The organism is Leisingera sp. S232 (assembly GCF_049800895.1).
In the GTDB taxonomy this organism is placed as follows: domain Bacteria; phylum Pseudomonadota; class Alphaproteobacteria; order Rhodobacterales; family Rhodobacteraceae; genus Leisingera.
In genome coordinates, this window is record NZ_JBNAFX010000001.1 from 97,198 (window position 1) to 115,154 (window position 17,957).

The following is a 17,957-nucleotide window of genomic DNA, read 5'->3' on the forward strand; positions in this document are numbered from 1 at the left end:
CAGGCGCCGCAAAACAGGCGCCTGCTGTGGTTCTGCTGTCATACAGTGGTCCCGAATTCAGCTGATGGCGGCCACCGCGCGCTTCGTCATCACCGCCACCAGATGCGCGCGGTAGTCCTTGCTGCCATGCAGATCGCCCATCATGCTGCCTGCATCCAGGCTGAGACCCTCCAGCGCATCCGGCGCAAAACTGGCGCTCAGCGCAGCTTCGGCTTCGCGCCAGCGGAAGGCGCCCTCTTCCGAGGCACCGGTCACGCCAACCCGCACGCCATCGGCGTATTTCGCCACAAACACGCCAACCAGCGCAAAGCGGGACGCGGGCTGGTCGAACTTCTGATAATGCGCAGCTTCCGGAATGTCGCAGCGCACCCCAGTGATGATTTCCCCCTCGTCCAAGGCAGTTTCAAACAGGCCCTGAAAGAAATCATCTCCCGCAATCTCGCGCCTGTCCGTCACGATGGTGGATTTCAGCGCCAGCATTGCTGCCGGGTAATCCGCCGCCGGATCGTTGTTGGCCAGGCTGCCGCCGATGGTACCACGGTTCCTGACCGCCGGATCGCCAATGCCCGCGGCCAGCGCCGCCAGTGGCGGGCAGGCCTCGGCTGCGACGTCAGCATGGGTGGCGCCGCCGCCGATTGTCAGCACGCCGTCCGCAATGCTGACCCCCTTCATCTCCGCAATACCGGCAAGGCTCACCAATTTCGACGGCATCGCCAGCCGCTGTTTCAGCGTTGGAATCAGCGTCTGCCCGCCGCCCAGCGCCTGCGCCTCCTCCTCTGCCAGCGCGGCCACGGCCTCGGCGACGGTTGCAGGCGTCTCGAACTCGAATTCATACATTTCGTATCCTTTCTGAAAACCGGCCCGCCGGCTTTCATCTTTCCGAAAATACTCCGGGGGTATGGGGGCAGCGCCCCCATGAACCCTTACCCGTTCATCGCCGCCCACACGCGTGCAGGGCTCAGCGGCATGTCGATATGGGTCACATCCTGGCCCGCCGACTGCAGCGCATCGACCACCGCATTGACCACTGCAGGCGGCGAGCCAATGGCACCGGCCTCGCCGCAGCCCTTCACCCCAAGCGGATTGTGGGTGCAGGGCGTCTGGCAGGAATGGTCCACCTGATAGAACGGCACATCATCAGCCCGCGGCATGGCGTAGTCCATAAAGGACGCCGACAGCAGCTGGCCATCCGCATCATAGGCCGCGTTTTCCAAAAGCGCCTGACCGATGCCCTGCCCCAGCCCGCCATGGACCTGGCCGTCGACAATCATCGGGTTGATGATATTGCCAAAATCATCGGCGGCCGAGAAACGCTCGATGCTGACCTTGCCGGTGTCGGGGTCCACTTCGACCTCGCAGGCATAGGCCCCCGCCGGATAGGTAAAGTTCGCCGGGTCATAAAACGCGGTCTCCTCCAGCCCCGGCTCCAGCTCCTCCAGCGGGTAGTTGTGGGGCACATAGGCGGTCAGGGTCACATCGCCCCAGGCGACCGATTTGTCGGTGCCCGCAACAGTGAACTGGCCGTCCTTCAGCTCGATATCGGCGTCTGACGCCTCCATCAGATGGGCGGCGATCTTCTTGGCCTTGGCGATGATCTTTTCGGTTGCCCGCACCATGGCCGAGCCGCAGACCGCAATCGAACGCGAGCCATAGGTGCCCATGCCGAACGGCACCCGGCCGGTGTCGCCATGCACGATGTCGACCATGCTCTCATCGATGCCGATCATCTCAGCCACCACCTGCGGAAAGGACGTCTCATGCCCCTGCCCGTGGGAGTGCGCGCCGACAAAAACGCTGATGCTGCCGGTGGCATTCACCCGGACGGTGGCGGCGTCATACAGGCCCGCCCGCGCGCCCAGCATGCCAACGATGTTGGAGGGCGCGATGCCGCAGGCCTCAATATAGCAGTTGACGCCAAAACCGCGCAGCTTGCCCTTGGCTTCACTTGCGGCACGGCGGGCGGCAAAGCCTGCCACATCGGCAACCTGTTCCAGCTTGTCCATGGTCGCCACGTAATCGCCGGTGTCATAGGTCAGCGCCACCGGGGTTTCATAGGGGAACTGGGTGATGAAGTTCTGACGGCGCAGGGCAATTGGATCGGCGCCCAGCTCGCGCGCGGCCTTGTCGATGACACGCTCCAGCTGATAGGTCGCCTCGGGCCGGCCGGCACCGCGGTAGGCATCGACCGGTACCGTGTTGGTAAAGACCGTTTTCACATTCACCTGCACAATCGGCGTCTTGTAGTTCCCCGCCATCAGCGTGCCGTGCAGGTAGCTGGGCACCGAGGTCGAGAAGGTCGACAGATAGGCGCCCATATTGGCCATTGTATTGGTGCGCAGCGCGGTGAAGTTATTGTCTGCGTCCAGCGCCAGTTCGATCTTGGACACGTGGTCGCGGCCATGGGCGTCCGAGATGAAGGCCTCGGACCGGGTCGAGGTCCATTTCACTGCCCGCCCGCAGGCCTTGGCGGCATGGGTGCAAAAGGCTTCCTCGGCGTAGTGGAAGATCTTGGAGCCAAAGCCGCCGCCCACATCCGGGGCCACCACCCGCACCTTGTGTTCCGGCAGGCCCAGCACAAAGGCGCACATCAACAGGCGGATCACATGCGGGTTCTGACTGGTGGTGTGCAGCGTGTATTCATCGGTGCCACGGCTGTATTCGCCGATAGCCACGCGCGGCTCCATCGGGTTGGCAACCAGACGGTTGTTGACCAGCTCCAGCGTGGTCACATGGGCGGCACTGTCAAAGGCTGCCTGCACCGCCGCATCGTCATCATTGCCGAACACCCAGTCGTAACAGAGGTTTGACGTCAGATCCTCATGCACCTTGGTGCTGCCCTCGGCCAGTGCGGCGGCCATATCGACCACCGCGGGCTTGTCGCCCAGGTCCAGGTCAATGGCTTCTGCCGCATCGCGGGCCTGTTCCAGCGTATTGGCAACCACGGCGGCGACGATCTCGCCCACGTGGCGGATGGTGCCATCTGCGATGATCGGGTGGCGCGGCTCCTGCTGCGGGTCGCCGTGGCGGTCGGTGACACCCCAGCCGCAAGGGATGCCGCCCACCTCGGCGAAATCAGCGCCGGTGAAGATCTTCACCACGCCGGGCATTGCCTCAGCCGCGCTTGTATCGATGGAATTGATGGTTGCATGGGCCACATCTGCGCGCAGGAAATGCACATGGGCCTGGCCGTGAACGTTGATGTCGTCGGTATAGTTTCCGGCGCCTGTTAGGAACCGCACGTCCTCGCGCCGCTTGGGGCTGGCGCCGATGCCGCCGCTGTTTGGATTGTCCTTGGGCATGTCTGGTCTTCCTCCCTGGAGGGTGCTGCCTTTGGCGCACCTCTTGGTCATCACTCCTTGTTCAGCTCAGGCCGCGTGCCGGCCTGGGGTCGTGATTTCACTCGGCTGCGATGCCAGAGACATCCTGTCCCGAGGCCGCCATGATCGCCTTGACGATATTGTGGTAGCCGGTGCAGCGGCACAGGTTGCCTTCTAGGTACGCGCGGACTTCCTGTTCGCTGGGCTGCGGGTTGTCCTTCAGCAAAGCTGCCGCCGACATCACCATGCCTGGCGTGCAAAAACCGCATTGCAGCCCGTGGTGGTCCTGAAACGCCTGCTGGATTGTGTTCAGCGAGCCGTCGGCACCCGCCTGCCCTTCGATGGTGGCAACCTCTGTGCCTTCAGCCTCCAGCGCCAGCATGGTGCAGGCTTTCACTGCCTTGCCGTCCACATGCACCACGCAGGCGCCGCACTGGCTGGTGTCGCAGCCCACATGGGTGCCGGTGAGACCCAGTTCCTCGCGCAGGAATGATGATAGAAGCGTGCGCCCCTCGACATCGCCGCTGGCAGCCTTGCCATTCACGGTCATTGAGACCTTGGCCATAGTACCCTCCCTTAGCTTGTTTTTGTCTGGCTAAGAGGAGTTAAGCACGGGCCGGGCCATCGGTGAAATGATTTCCACGAGGCAAAACCGGTAAATTCGGCGTCAGATGGGCAGCCCTAGGGTTGTGACCCTGCGTCACAAAACGCTCGCTGCAGGGCGGCATCAACCTTCTGCGTCGCGGCGTGGCATGGGGCGGGTGGGAATTTCTTTCAGAAGGCCGCCGACTCCCATCGCGGCGATGTCCTGCGCGGTGACGGGAATGCCGCAGATCACCCGTTCCAGAACCCAGTCGGCCCCATTGAGCGCCGGCGAGCGGGCACAGCCCGGCAGGCCGATGACCGGCCTGCCCTGATGCATGCCCAGAAACAACAGATTGCCGGGGTCGACCGGCATGCCAAAGCGGGTCACTTCTCCGCCGGACAGCCGGACAGCCCGCGGCGCCACATCCATCACGTCAGAAGTCGCGGAGCCCGTGAGGATCAGCACCAGATCACCAGAGGCATCGTTGATGGCGGCCGCCAGTTCGGCCTCGCGGTGCGGCACCACAATGCGGTCCGACAGGGGGATACCCATCCGGTGCAGCCGTCCCGCCATCGCAGCGCGGCCCTTGTCGGACGGTGTGTCATTGCTTACCCGGGTTTCAATCAGCGTGGCACTGGAAAAGACAGGCAAAGCCACCTTGATGGCGCCCGCCGCACCGGTGCAGGCCCGCTGCACGGCCGCCTCAGGCACCGCATAGGAAATCACTTTGATTGTCGCCAGCATGCCGCCTGCATCAGCACGGTGACAGTCCGGTACCGTGGCGATGGTGATCATCGGATCAACCGCGTTGAAGGCGTCCAGTCTGGCCCGGTCCAGCCGCACCAGACCGGCCTGTACAGCATAGAGATTCACCCGCCCCGTGCCTGCGCCGGAAATGCGGATGCCCTGCTCCTCTGGATCCGGCACCAGTGCGTTTGCCAGGGCTGCGGCAGCGGCATCCTCATGCATGTCGCCGGCTTCCAGCCGGGCGACCGTCAGTTCGCTGTGGCCGGCAGCCGCGAGATCAGCGAGGTCCGCCCGGGCCAGTTCGGTGCCCTTGGCGATCTTGCCGGAGGCGCCTTGCAGGGAATGGGCAAGGATCGCCCCCAATGCCTCGTTCAGCGGGACTGGGCCGAATTTCATGGCTGCTTGCCGCGCAGGACGGCGGTTATCTCTGACAGGATGGAGACCGCGATTTCCGCCGGTCCCGCCGCCCCGATATCAAGGCCGACGGGGCCATGGATACGGGCAATCTGCTCCTCGGTGAAACCGGCCTCCTGCATCCGCGCAATGCGGCCGGCGTGGGTCTTCGTGCTGCCCAGCGCGCCGATATAGAACACATCTGCCGCCAGTGCGGCCTGCAGCGCCGGGTCGTCCAGTTTTGGGTCATGGGTCAGCAGGACCAGCGCAGTGCGGGCATCCAGCCCCAGCTTTGTGACCGCCTCATCCGGCCAATCCTCCATCAGGATCTCACCCGGAAACCGCTCAGGCGCGGCAAAGGCTGCGCGCGGGTCGATGATCACCGGATCGTAACCGGCAATCCGCGCCATCGGCACCAGCGCCTGGGTGATGTGGACGGCACCAACGCACACCAACCGCAGCGGCGGATTATGCACGGCCACGAAGGTTTCGCCGTCTTCCTCCAGCCCGGAGCGGTCCATGCGCATCCGGTCCGGGTAGTTTCCGCGCATCAGACGGCGGGTGCCTGTGGATAGGTTCACTTCGTAAGCGACAGCCGCACGGCTGGCACGGGCTTGGACAAGTTCCTCCAGCAGCGCCACAGGCAAAGCAGAGCCAACAGGCTCCACCAGCACCTTGATTGTGCCGCCGCAGGCAAGACCCACGGCAAAGGCGTCCTCGTCACTGACGCCGAAGTCCAGCAGCCGGTGCTGGCCGTCCTGCAGTGCTTCCAACGCCTCCATGACAACCGCGCCTTCGACGCAGCCGCCGGACACCGAGCCTTCCATCCTGCCATCGCCCGAGACCACCAGCTGTGACCCGGCGCGGCGCGGCGCGGACCCCCAGGTCTGCACCACGGTCGCAAGCGCCGCACCCGCGCCGGACCGATGCCATTCCAGCGCGGTTTCCGGGGCGTTTTCAAATATTGCGGCGGTCGGCATCTGCGTCTCTCCGGGCATGGGCTGGGGAATTGCTGTTAAAAATCGGCACTTGGACCATGGATTGCAAGCAGGTCAGTCACAACATTGCCATCAGCCGGGCTTTGTCGCCCTGATCCTGCGGGCAGGAAATGGCATCGGCCAGTTCCTGCAGCGAGGCGATGGAATGACCCGCACGAAAGCTGTCCGCAAAGGGCAGCATGGCGCGAATACCCTGCGCCCTGGGGGCAAACCCGTCCCAGCGCAGCAAGGGATTCAGCCAAATCAGGCGGCGGGATGACAGTTGCAACCGCTGCATCTCGCGTCCCAGTGCATCCGCATCGCCCCGGTCCAGCCCGTCGGTGATCAACAGGACCACCGCCCCCTGTCCCATGACGCGCCGCGACCAGTCGCGGTTGAAGGCATGCAGGCAGTCACCGATCCGGGTGCCGCCTTCCCAGTCCTGCGCCTCGGCCCCTGCCGCGGCCAGGGCGGCATCGACATCGCGCTGCGCCAGATGGCGGGAGATATTCGTCAGCCGTGTGCCGAAGGTGAAACCGTGCACTTTGGCCCAGCCCCGCCCTTTGGCGTTGGCGGCCGCATGCAGAAAATGCAGGATGACGCGGCTGTATTGGCTCATCGAGCCGGAAATGTCGCAGAGCACCACCAGATTGGGCCAGCGGATGCGGCGTTTCGCGCGGGCCATGTCCTGCAGGTCACCGCCCTGGCGCGCTGCTGTGCGCAGAGTGCGGCGCCAATCCGCCTGTTCGCCCCGCCTTGCCGCGATCAGCCGACGCGACTGGATCGGCTGCACGGGCAGTTTCAGCTGCGCAAGAATGCGTTTGGCCGCGGCGGTCTCAGCGGTGCTCATCTGTTCAAAATCGAGAGTTCTGAGCCGTTCCTCGGCAGAGATGGTGCGTGTGGAGTCGATTTCGATCTCGCTGCCCTCCTCCTCCTCCGGCGCCTCTCTCGGGGTCTGCATCCCGTCCAGCAGCGCCTCGGCTGCGCGTTTCTCTGCAGGCTTGGCGCTGCGCTCTTCTTGCACGCCGCGGATGGCGGGCAGCATCGCCGCCATCATCTGTTCGAGATATCTGGGATCGCGCCAGAACAGGCGAAAGACCTGCGCAAACACTGCACGTTGCTCGGGCTTGCTGACGAAACAGGCATGCAAGGCCCAATAGAAATCCTCGCGGCTGGTGAAGCCCGCAGCCGCGACCGCTTTGGCGGCGTCCAGCACCCGGCCAGGACCAAGCGGCAAGCCAGCCTTGCGCAGGGCGCGGGCGAAATGGATGAGGTTTTGCACCAGCTTGGGATTGTCCGGAAGGGTGAACGGCGGGGTGTCAGGCATCAGTCCTCCTGGGGGCGCTGCCCCCGGCCCTTGCGGGCCTCCCCCGGAGTATTTCTGGAAAGATGAAACATCACGCGGTGTCCAGGCCGGCCCTGGCCTGATCCAGGATGCGTTTGGCCTCGGAGCCATGCAGGCGGGCGATGTCGTCCTGGTATTTGAGGATGGCCCCCAGCGTGTCGGCGATCACTGCGGGGCTGAGTGCAATGGCGTCGAGCGCCAGAAGGCAATTGGCCCAGTCGATGGTTTCCGCGACCCCCGGTTTTTTGAACAGATCCTCGGTGCGCAGGGACTGCACAAAGGCAACGATCTCACGGCTGAGCTGTTCACTGGCCTGGGGGGCGCGGGCGTGCAGGATGTCGAGTTCGCGCTGGAAGTCCGGGTAATCGACCCAGTGATAAAGGCAGCGGCGTTTCAGGGCATCATGCACCTCGCGCGTGCGGTTGGAGGTGAGGACCACAATCGGCGGCTCCGGCGCCTGGATGGTGCCAAGCTCGGGGATGGTGACCTGAAAATCGCTGAGCGCTTCCAACAGGAAAGCCTCGAACGGTTCGTCGGTGCGGTCCAGTTCGTCGATCAGCAGCACCGGGGCGCCGTGTTCGTCAGGGCGCATCGCCTGTAGAAGCGGCCGTTCGACCAGGTAGTCATCGGAAAACAGTTCCGCCTGCAGTGCCTTGCGGTCGGCGCTGCCTGCAGCCTCGGCGGTGCGGATGGCAATCATCTGGGCGGCGAAGTTCCATTCGTAGACGGCGCTGGCGGCATCCAGGCCTTCGTAGCATTGCAGCCGGATCAGTCGGCGGCCCAGGGCGGCGGCCAGCGCCTTGGCGATTTCAGTCTTGCCGGTGCCGGCCTCCCCCTCCAGGAACAGCGGGCGGCCTAGTTTCAGCGACAGGAACACCACGGTGGCCAGCGCCCGGTCACAGATATAGCCCTGCTGCGACAGCAGCTCCTGCACCTGTTCGATGGCCGCGATCTGTTCAATGGACTTTGTCTGCACGTGAAGCCTCCCCTTGCCCGCCCAACAGGCCATGGGCCGAGGCAGCGGTCAAGCTGTGGGTCCCTGCGACGCTGCGGCCCGGCAACAGCACCGGAGGGTTTGTATCGCCGCCGCCTTCGGGTAAGACTGGCGCCATAGCAAAGAAGGCCGAGGTATGAGCGAGACACCCCAGAAGCGGTTCCAACCGGCAGCAAGGCGCTGCGGGGAGATGTGACGATGCGGGTGCTGGCAGTTCTGTGCGTGCGCAACGAGGGCGCCTTCCTGCTGGAATGGCTGGCTCATTACCGTGCGGCTGGGTTTACTGATTTCCTTGTTTTTTCAAACGATTGCCAGGACGGCACGGATCTGATGCTGGACCGCCTGCAGGAGATGGGGCAGCTGGCGCATGTGCGCAACGAGGGGCCTTATGGCAGTGAGGGCATCCAGTTCACGGCGCTGAAACTGGCGGACAAGCATCCGCTGATGAAGACCGCCGACTGGGTGCTGGTTGCCGATATCGACGAGTTTCCCTGCATCAAGACCGGCGATGGCACGGTGGCGGACCTGCTGGCGGCGCTGCCGGATGCGGATGCTATCCCGCTGACCTGGCGGCTGTTCGGCAATTGCGGCGTGGTGCAGTTCGAGGACCGCCCGGTCACCGAGCAGTTCACCCGCTGCGCGCCGGAGGTGATCCACTGGCCCTGGCGGGCGGTGATGTTCAAGACGCTGTACCGCAATGACGGGACCTATGGAAAATGCGGTGTGCACCGCCCCCGCAGCGTCCGGGACAAGGCCCGGCTGGAGACGTTCCGTTGGTTCGATTGCGAAGGGCGTGAACTGGGCGGCGCCTTCAAGACCAAGCGGCTGTTTTCCGACTATGGCCAGTCGAACACCCGGCTGGCACAGCTGAACCATTACCCTTTGGGTTCGATGGAAAGCTATGTGGTGAAGTCCGACCGCGGCCGGGTCAACCGGCAGGCTGGCCTGGGCATGGATTACTGGGTGGAGCGCAACTATACTGCCTGCGAGGACCGTGGCATTGCCCGCTATGCTGGCCCGCGCAGCGCGCTGCAGGCAGAGCTGACCGCGGATGCGGTGCTGGACCGGCTGCACCTTCAGGCGGTGACCTGGCGGCAGGCGCGGTTCAGGGAGCTGATGCTGGCAGAACAGACACGGGCGCTGTTCACCCGGCTGATGATGACACCGCCCGCGCGCGTGCTGACTGCGGCTGAAGGTGCAGAGATGCGCCGCTTTGCGATGCTGGGTCAGGTGGCGGCGGGCGCCAAACCGCCAGCCTGACTGCCGGTCCCGGGTGTCAGGCCGGTGTGTCAGGCCGATGTGTCGGGCCCACGTGTCGGGCCGGTGTGTCAGGCCCACGTATCGGGCAGCATCACTGCCGCCCAACTTTTTCGCGGGCAAAAGCCCGCCGATCATTCCGGCCCAGACAGTAAACCGGCCTGAGTTTTTCCAAATTTGGCCTTATTTGTCTCCTAACCGTAAGTTAACAAAACCGCTGCAGGGCGCACTGGGGTAAAAAGATGGCAGTAATGCACGACGGACTTGAAAACCTGGATGAGGACCTTTCCGGACTGAAACCGCCACAGTGGCAGGCCCGGCTGGCGGCCCTGGCGGAAGCCCAAGGCATGTACCAGCCTCTGGGCAACAAGCATTTCGCCACTTTCATCGATCAGGGCAACACGCTTTTGGTGACCTTTGAGACCATGCAAGGCATCCATAACCTGTCGGATCTGGCGCAGCCGCTGGGTTTCGATCTGGTTAAGAACCTCGGCTGGTCGCATATGTGCGTCATCTCTGACGGGGACACCTGGTTTCGCGAAGAAACCATCTATAGTTTCTTTGACCAGCTGATTGATGACGGCTTCTTTGACGAATTCGACAATGTGATCTTTTATGGCGCAGGCCCCTGTGGCTATGCTGCGGCTGCCTATTCCGTGGCCTCTCCCGGTGCCACGGTGGTGGCGGTGCAGCCACAGGCAACCCTGGATTCGCGGATGACCGAATGGGACGACCGCTTTACCGAAAACCGGCGGCTGTCGTTCACCGACCGCTACGGCTACGCGCCGGACATGCTGGATGCGGCAGGCCAGGCGTTTATCATTTTCGACCCCTATGAGCGGCTCGACGCCATGCATGCGGCGCTGTTTGCCCGGCCAAACGTCACCCGCCTGCGGACCCCCCACATGGGCGCCGCCGTGCAGACCCGGCTGATCGAGATGGAGATGCTGTATCACATCCTGTCGCTGGCAGGCAGCGGTAAACTGTCGGAAGCGGCCTTTTACAAGCTGTTCAGAAGCCGCCGCAACAATTCCTTTTTCCTGCGCAACATTTTGGGCCGGCTGGAACGGGACGACCGCGGAGTGCTGATGGCGCTGTTGTGCCGCAACGTGACAGAGCGGATGCGGGCGCCGCGGTTCCGCCGCCGTTTGGAGGAAATGCAAAAGCGCGCTGAAGACGGGGAATTCACCATCCCCAGCAAAGGCTGAGCCGGGTTTCAACCGCGCAGGTATTCAGCCGCTTTGTTTCCCGGCTGCTATGTGCTAACGCACGCGCATGACCGACACGCTGACCATCCCCCGCCCCGATGACTGGCATCTGCACCTGCGCGACGGCGCCATGCTGCAGGCCGTGCTTCCCGAAACCGCCCGCCATTTCGGCCGTGCGATCATCATGCCGAACCTGGTGCCGCCGGTGGTGACCGCAGCCCAGGCCGCAGCCTACCGCGACCGCATTCTGGCTGCGCTGCCCGAAGGCATGGCGTTTGAGCCGCTGATGACGCTCTACCTGACCGAGGACACAGACCCGGCGGATGTCGCCGCCGCCCATGCCAGCGGGCTGGTCAAGGCAGTAAAGCTCTACCCTGCGGGCGCCACCACCAATTCGGCCTCCGGCGTGACCAATTTCGACAACGTCCGTGCGGTTCTGGAGAAGATGGCCGAGATCGGCCTGCCGCTCTGCACCCATGGCGAGGTCACCGACCACGACATCGACATCTTCGACCGCGAGGCATTGTTCATCGACCGGGTTCTGGACCCGGTTCGCAGGGCAACCCCCGGCCTTCGGGTGGTTATGGAGCATATCACCACCAAAAACGCCGCAGATTACGTGGCCAGCCAGGCGCAAGATCTGGGCGCGACCATCACCACGCACCACCTGATCATCAACCGCAACCATATCCTGGCAGGCGGCATCAAGCCGCATTACTACTGCCTGCCGGTGCCCAAACGCGAAGCCCACCGCCTGGCCTTGCGCGCCGCCGCGACCTCCGGCGACAAGCGGTTTTTCCTCGGCACCGACTCGGCGCCGCATACTGATCCCAACAAACAGAGCGCATGCGGCTGCGCCGGCTGTTTCACCGCCCCCAACACCATGTCCCTCTTGGCGCATGTGTTCGAGGAAGAGGGCGCGCTGGACAAATTGGCAGGCTTTGCCGCGGAACACGGTCCGGCCTTTTACCGCCTGCCGGTCAGCAATGAGAGCCTGACCCTGACCAAGTCGGATACGGCTGTGCAATTCCCGGAAAAAATCGAGACCGAGGACGGTCCTGTCACCGTGTTTGACCCAGGGTTCGAAGTATTTTGGCGCGCTGGCGCATAACCTGCTGTCAGCCGGTAACAATTTCTCAGCGCGCGGCCGAAACGCCGCGCGCTGATCTTAGCCAGAACTTTGCTTTCCCCGGCCTTTTGCTGCCACTGGGCGCAAAAACCCAGGTTTGGCTCACAGCGGCCAACCAGGCGCTTTGGCGCACCATTCATGCAAAAAATTCACGTCAACGTTGAAGAAATTTCTTGCCCATCACCGCTCCACCCGCCCAAGGTCTGCGCCATCCATTGGTCGACGACCAAAAAAGTGAGTTAACGGTGAGGACAAAAAATTGACGACGTTCAGCATTCCAGGCATTCGGGTTGACTATTCTGATGGCACCCCTGTTACAGCCAGCTCTTCCCAGGCAGATGTGGTTGTGCCGTCCGAGACGACAACATTCAGCTATCAGATTACTGGCCAACAGGAGGACAATGCCGCCATCGTTGACCTGGAAGGCAGCATTCGGGAGCTGAGGGTCGACTGGCGTGTGTTCGACCACACCGCAAACGCCGCCAACCTTGAAACCCTTATTACTCAGGTAACCTGGTCCGGCGGCACCAGCACCGTGCTGGTTTTGGACGAGACAACGGGCGCCAATTCCGACACGTCCTATATCTTCCAGCTGGGCGGAACGCCTTTCCCGGCGGTCGACAACCTTGAAGCCTGGCTGGCAATCAACGACTCGATCACAAGCTTGACAAACCCGACCGGCGCCCTTGGCCCTGGTGTCGACATCCCCTGGTCCACCTTCGCCGGATCCTTCATTGAATACCAGGATGAAGACACATTTATCGGCACAGACGGCAATGACCGACTGGTCGGCAGCGGTTTGAACGACTACTTCGTCAGCTCGCAAGGCAATGATACATTCTTGGGCAAAGGCAACAACTTTGATCAAGTCACCTATAACAGCGACCCCGGCGCAGTCACCGCAAACCTGAAATCCGGCACAGCGACCGATGGCTGGGGTAACACTGACAAGTTTAAAAGCATCGAAGCCCTGCGCGGCTCGGCCTTTGATGACGATCTGTCCGGCAATGGCGGCAGAAACTATTTCCGCGGACTGGAAGGCAATGACACAATCAACGGCCGCGGCGGGCGGGACGAAGTCCGCTATGATCGGGATTTCCGGTTTGGCGGTGAAGACGGCGTGAAGGTCAATCTCGGCAAAGGCTTTGCCATTGATGGTTTCGGCGATCGCGACAAGCTGCGGAATATTGATGACGTGCGTGCCTCGGATATGGCTGACAAGCTCATTGGCAACCGTCGCGGCAATGACATGGAAGGCGAAGGCGGCAACGACACATTGGAAGGCAAAGGTGGCAATGACACGCTATATGGCGAGGACGGCAATGACCGTTTGATTGGCGGCGGCGGCAGCGACGGCCTGTTTGGCGGCAACGGTGTCGACCGGTTTGTCTTCAAGGACAGCTTTGGAAACGACACGATCTTTGACTTCCAGACCTCCGGACTGCGCGAGAAGATTGATCTCAAGGGCGTCAGCAACATCACCTCCTTTCGCGACCTGAAAAACAACCACTTGTCCGAGAATGACGACGGGGATGCGGTGATTGGTGACAACAATAGGAATACCATCACCCTGGACGGGGTGGGTATCGCCGATCTGTCGGGCAATGATTTCCTGTTCTGATTGCACGAACGTCTTTTGGAAAATAAAGCCCGTGCAACTGCGCGGGCTTTTTCATTGCCAATCTCTTGACGAGTGTGGGAGGTGCACACCTTTAAGACGATTCATCGGGTAATAAATTCCAAAAAGCAGAACATCCTTTCTCTGTCCTCACGTATTGATCCGATGACAACCTACGTGCTCTCAGGCTTTATTGTTCGGGACAAAGGCCCCACTGCCGCGCCGGACAGCATTTACTCAGCTGTAAGCACGGACGTCCGGCTGGCGGTGCCGGATGACGGAGAAGGCAACGACGGGCCGACAGGCGGGGCCTACGGGCGGGACCGACAGGGACCGGTTTGTTTTCTTTGACGCATTCGGCAACGATACCATCACTGACTTTGATATCGGCAATGATCTGATTGATCTGAGCACCGTGTCTGGCCTCACGGATTTGGCAACTCTGATGGCCAGCCATATGCAGCAAGCCGGAGACAACGTTGTGGTCAGCGATGGTCTGGGAAACACGATTATGCTGACGGATGTTTCGCTGGCGAACCTGATCGCAAACAATTTCGCTTTGGCCGTCATGGCTGCTGACGGGGAACCCGTTCTGTAGGGCCATACGGTTTTTCAGGCTGCTGCCGCCGAGACCGTCGAATTGAGCGGCATCTCTTCTGAATTCACTGACGAAACAGCCGTAGCCGGGGAGCGGGCCAGTTTGGCTGAACACGGGTGGCAGCATCGCGTTGCTCTGCCGGGGCTTCAATCCCGCGCGCTTCCGGTTTAAGGACAGCAAAACCGCTGCCGTAAAGGATGCCTGCCGCCATGATCCCCACCTCCTACCCTTCACGCGAAGAAATCGCCCGCCTGTCTGCCCGGATGCTGCTGGAAATCGGTGCGGTGAATTTCAACACGGATGAGCCTTATACGCTGGCCTCCGGCCTGCCCTCGCCCAGCTATATCGATTGCCGCAAGCTGATTTCATTCCCGCGGATCCGCACCACGCTGATGGATTTCCTTACCGTCACCGTGATGCGCAATGCGGGTTTCGAGGCGTTTGACAATATTGCTGGCGGCGAAACCGCGGGTATCCCCTTTGGCGCGCTGGTGGCCGAACGCATGGCGCTGCCGATGACCTATGTGCGCAAGAAGCCCAAGGGCTATGGTCGCAATGCCCGCATCGAAGGGGTGATGACCGAGGATCAGCGGGTGCTGCTGGTCGAGGACATGACCACTGACGGCGGATCGAAACTGTCCTTTGTGGACGCGATCCGCGAAACCGGCGCGTCCTGCGGCCATACAGCAGTGATTTTCTACTACGACATCTTCCCCGAAACCACCAAACGCCTGGGCGACCACGGGGTGGAGCTGCATTACCTGTGCACCTGGTGGGATGTTCTGGCCGAAGCCAAAGCGCAGCAGAGCTTCAGCAAGGAGACGCTGGCCGAGGTGGAAAACTTTCTGAAAGATCCGCGGGCCTGGCAGGAGGCCAATAAAAAGGCCTGACCCAAAGTAAGGCACCGGGGGCGATCTGTGGAAAAGATCTGCCCTCGAATCAAATTTCACCCAGGGTAAAGCCCAGATATTGAGGCCTTCCCTGGAACCCCCGCAGTATGTAGACTGCATAGGACAGCTATGCTGGCCTTTATAGGTAAACAGCCCACAAGCCCGGCGCAGATATCCACAGGGAATCCACAGAGATTCCCAGATAGGAGAAACGCCCCCGGCACCGTATAAGGCTGGCTTAACGACGAGAGCAGTGATGAACGAGATTGCCCCTTTCGACGGCGATATGCCGCCGCAGGCCCCGATGCCAGACCAGTTGCCGGGGCCCGCTCAGGCGCAACAGGCAATGCCGGACAACGAGCTGCCGCATTCGGTTGAGGCTGAACAGCAGCTGCTGGGGGCGATCCTGACCAACAACGAGGTCTATGACAAGATCGCGCTGATCATCGACTCGTCGCATTTTTATGATCCGGTGCATGCCCGGATCTATGAAGTGGCCGCTGCGCGCATCTCGAAGAATGCGCTGGCGTCGCCGGTGACGCTGAAGGCGTTTCTGGAGGACCACGAGGGGCTGAAGGAATTGGGCGGGCCGGCCTATCTGGCCAAGCTCGCGGGCGCGTCGATCTCTGCCTTTGCGGTGCGGGATTACGCCCAGATGATTTACGACCTGGCAATCCGGCGCGAGCTGATCGCCCTGGGCCAGAGCATTGCAGAAAAGGCGCGCCGCGTGGATGTGGCGTCGGAACCAAAAGAGCAGATCGTTGAGGCAGAGCAGTCGCTTTACCAGCTGGCCGAGCAGGGCCAGACGGAAAGCGGTTTCAAATCTTTCCTCAAGGCCGTCACAGAAGCGGTCAATGTGACCAACGAGGCGTATCAGCGGGGTGGCGGCATGGCCGGCATCTCGACGGGCCTGATGGACCTCGACAAGCAACTTGGCGGCCTGCATCCCTCGGACCTTCTCATCCTCGCGGGCCGCCCTTCTATGGGGAAGACATCGCTGGCCACCAATATCGCCTTCAACGTCGCTAAGGCGTATAAACGCGGGGTGAAACCCGACGGCAGCGAAGGCGCGCTGGATGGCGGCGTGGTTGGGTTCTTCTCACTGGAGATGAGCGCCGAGCAGCTGGCAGGGCGTATTCTGGCCGAAGCCTCTGAGATTTCCTCGCATAAGATCCGTCAGGGCGACATGACCGAGGGCGAGTTCCGCCGCTTTGTGCAGGCGGCCAAGGATCTGGAAAGCTGCCCGCTGTTCATTGACGACACGCCCGCCATTCCGATTTCCCAGCTGGCCGCTCGGGCGCGCCGCCTGAAGCGGACCCATGGGCTGGACCTGCTGGTGATCGACTATCTGCAGCTCTGCCGCGGCATGGCCGACAACCGGGTGAACGAGATTGCCGAAATCTCGATGGGGATGAAGGCGATTGCCAAGGAGCTGAACATTCCGGTGATCGCCCTTTCGCAGCTGTCGCGTCAGGTGGAAAACCGCGACGACAAACGCCCGCAGCTGTCGGATCTGCGGGAATCGGGCTCGATCGAACAGGACGCCGATGTGGTGATGTTCGTGTTCCGCGAGGAATACTATAAGGAACGGGAAAAGCCCGGCGACCACGAGCTGGAAAAGATGGAAGAATGGAAGCAGGCGATGGAGCGGCTGCACGCCAAGGCCGAGGTCATTGTCGGCAAGCAGCGTCACGGCCCCATTGGCACGGTGGAACTGTCGTTCGAAGCGCAGTTCACCCGCTTCGGCAACCTCGCCAAGGCCTGGCAGCAAGGACATGAAGACGGCGGATATTAAGCTGCGCTGGGGCCGCCGCCGGTTCCTGGCCTGCGCCGCCGGCGCCGGTCTTGCAGCGGGATCAGGAGAGACTTTGCTGGCTGCAGACCACAGTTTCAAGGTCCCGCCCGAAGAGGCCCCGCATCAGCTGACCTTCATGCAATGGCCGGTCTCTCCGCATGTTTACGGCACTGGCAGCTATCGGCGGAAGGTCCAGCGCCTGATTGCAAAGATAGCCAACACTGTTGCGGGCTTTGAGCCCGTGATCATGCTGGCCGCCCCGGAAACCCACACCAGCGCCCTGCGCCTGCTGTCTGCCAATGTGAACCTGTGGGACATTCCGGCCGATGACCTGTGGTGCCGCGACTCTGGGCCCTTGTTTGCGCAGGACAGCCGCGGCCAGCTGTCTGTGCGGCAGCTGAATTTCAATGGCTGGGGCCGCTATCATCACCCCAACGACGAAAAGATTGCCGCCCTGGTAGCTGACCGGCTGGGCCTGCCGCTGCACAACAGCGGCATAGTCGGGGAGGCAGGCGGCGCCGAGACTGATGGGCGTGGCCTCTTGATGGCCAATGAAAGCAGCTGGGTGAACCCCAACCGCAATCCCGGGCTTTCGCGCGACCGGATCGAACAGGCCCTGCTGGCCGCCTATGGCGCTGACCGGATGATCTGGGGCAAGGGGGTGAAAGGGCAGGATGTGACCGACGACCATATCGACGGTCTGGCACGGTTCACAGGCCGGGGCCGTGCACTGATGATGCTGGAGAACACCCCGACACCGGGAGATGCTTTTGATGCGTCAGCGCGGAGGCTGCATGACAGGCTGTTGAACGCAGGGCTGCAAGTGGACACACTGCCCTGGCCTCGGCGCGGGCGTATCAGTGACCCGGCAAGCCAGTGCAGCTATGCGAACTATTATGTCTGCAACGGCGGTGTCATCGCATCGCAAAGCGGTGATGCCCAGGCAGATGCGCTGGCGGCACAGACACTGCGCCGTCACTATCCGGACCGCGAACTGGTCATGCTGAACACCGACCTGTTATCGGAATTGGGCGGCGGCATCCATTGCGCCACCCATCAGATGCCTGCATGAATCGGTCGAAACGGACCACCCAGCACCCTGA

Annotated in this window: 15 protein-coding genes; 8 read left to right on the top strand and 7 right to left on the bottom strand. The window is 62.2% G+C overall.

Translation table 11 applies throughout. The annotated features are described in order from the left end of the window. Nucleotides 1–57: 57 nt before the first annotated feature. The 7 genes from ACP151_RS00500 to ACP151_RS00530 all read right to left on the bottom strand — a co-directional run bounded on the left by ACP151_RS00500 (nucleotide 58) and on the right by ACP151_RS00530 (nucleotide 8,326). Nucleotides 58–837, bottom strand: coding sequence for an FAD binding domain-containing protein (locus ACP151_RS00500; RefSeq protein WP_424976861.1), 780 nt, complete (start codon nucleotides 835–837; stop codon nucleotides 58–60). 86 nt (nucleotides 838–923) lie between these two features. Further along, nucleotides 924–3,299 carry a xanthine dehydrogenase family protein molybdopterin-binding subunit gene (locus ACP151_RS00505; protein ID WP_424976862.1) on the bottom strand — a complete coding sequence of 792 codons (2,376 nt, stop codon included), beginning with the start codon at nucleotides 3,297–3,299 and terminating at the stop codon, nucleotides 924–926. A 97-nt stretch (nucleotides 3,300–3,396) separates the two neighbouring features. Further along, entirely contained in the window at nucleotides 3,397–3,882 is a 486-nt protein-coding gene (locus tag ACP151_RS00510) for a (2Fe-2S)-binding protein (protein ID WP_424976863.1), read from the bottom strand. A gap of 162 nt (nucleotides 3,883–4,044) precedes the next feature. Next, entirely contained in the window at nucleotides 4,045–5,046 is a 1,002-nt protein-coding gene (locus ACP151_RS00515; protein WP_424976864.1) for a molybdopterin-binding protein, read from the bottom strand. After that, entirely contained in the window at nucleotides 5,043–6,023 is a 981-nt protein-coding gene (locus ACP151_RS00520; protein WP_424976865.1) for an XdhC family protein, read from the bottom strand. Before ACP151_RS00520 ends, ACP151_RS00515 begins: the two co-directional genes overlap by 4 nt. Nucleotides 6,024–6,099: 76 nt before the next feature. Continuing rightward, a complete protein-coding gene (locus tag ACP151_RS00525) occupies nucleotides 6,100–7,347 on the bottom strand; it encodes a vWA domain-containing protein (RefSeq protein ID WP_424976866.1) in 1,248 nt (415 codons plus the stop codon). Between the two features lie 70 nt (nucleotides 7,348–7,417). After that, nucleotides 7,418–8,326, bottom strand: a complete 909-nt coding sequence (locus ACP151_RS00530) for an AAA family ATPase (protein WP_424977066.1) — start codon at nucleotides 8,324–8,326, stop codon at nucleotides 7,418–7,420. Nucleotides 8,327–8,557: 231 nt separating this feature from the next. Here ACP151_RS00530 and ACP151_RS00535 point away from each other — a divergent pair, with 231 nt between their 5' ends. The 8 genes from ACP151_RS00535 to ACP151_RS00570 all read left to right on the top strand — a co-directional run bounded on the left by ACP151_RS00535 (nucleotide 8,558) and on the right by ACP151_RS00570 (nucleotide 17,926). Further along, the gene (locus ACP151_RS00535) at nucleotides 8,558–9,619 is read left to right on the top strand and encodes a glycosyltransferase family 2 protein (RefSeq protein WP_424976867.1); all 1,062 of its coding nucleotides are present in this window, start codon (nucleotides 8,558–8,560) and stop codon (nucleotides 9,617–9,619) included. Nucleotides 9,620–9,867: 248 nt separating this feature from the next. Beyond that, on the top strand, nucleotides 9,868–10,824 hold the full coding sequence (locus tag ACP151_RS00540; protein ID WP_424976868.1) for a phosphoadenosine phosphosulfate reductase: 957 nt from the start codon (nucleotides 9,868–9,870) through the stop codon (nucleotides 10,822–10,824). Nucleotides 10,825–10,891: 67 nt separating this feature from the next. Then, a complete protein-coding gene (gene pyrC, locus ACP151_RS00545; RefSeq protein ID WP_424976869.1) occupies nucleotides 10,892–11,935 on the top strand; it encodes a dihydroorotase in 1,044 nt (347 codons plus the stop codon). Between the two features lie 277 nt (nucleotides 11,936–12,212). Further along, entirely contained in the window at nucleotides 12,213–13,574 is a 1,362-nt protein-coding gene (locus ACP151_RS00550) for a calcium-binding protein (protein WP_424976870.1), read from the top strand. 271 nt (nucleotides 13,575–13,845) lie between these two features. Beyond that, the gene (locus ACP151_RS00555) at nucleotides 13,846–14,169 is read left to right on the top strand and encodes a hypothetical protein (RefSeq protein ID WP_424976871.1); all 324 of its coding nucleotides are present in this window, start codon (nucleotides 13,846–13,848) and stop codon (nucleotides 14,167–14,169) included. Between the two features lie 209 nt (nucleotides 14,170–14,378). Next, nucleotides 14,379–15,059, top strand: a complete 681-nt coding sequence (locus ACP151_RS00560; protein ID WP_424976872.1) for an orotate phosphoribosyltransferase — start codon at nucleotides 14,379–14,381, stop codon at nucleotides 15,057–15,059. A gap of 256 nt (nucleotides 15,060–15,315) precedes the next feature. Then, nucleotides 15,316–16,854, top strand: a complete 1,539-nt coding sequence (locus ACP151_RS00565) for a replicative DNA helicase (protein ID WP_424976873.1) — start codon at nucleotides 15,316–15,318, stop codon at nucleotides 16,852–16,854. Continuing rightward, nucleotides 16,835–17,926, top strand: a complete 1,092-nt coding sequence (locus ACP151_RS00570; protein WP_424976874.1) for an agmatine deiminase family protein — start codon at nucleotides 16,835–16,837, stop codon at nucleotides 17,924–17,926. Before ACP151_RS00565 ends, ACP151_RS00570 begins: the two co-directional genes overlap by 20 nt. The last annotated feature ends 31 nt before the right edge of the window (nucleotides 17,927–17,957 follow it).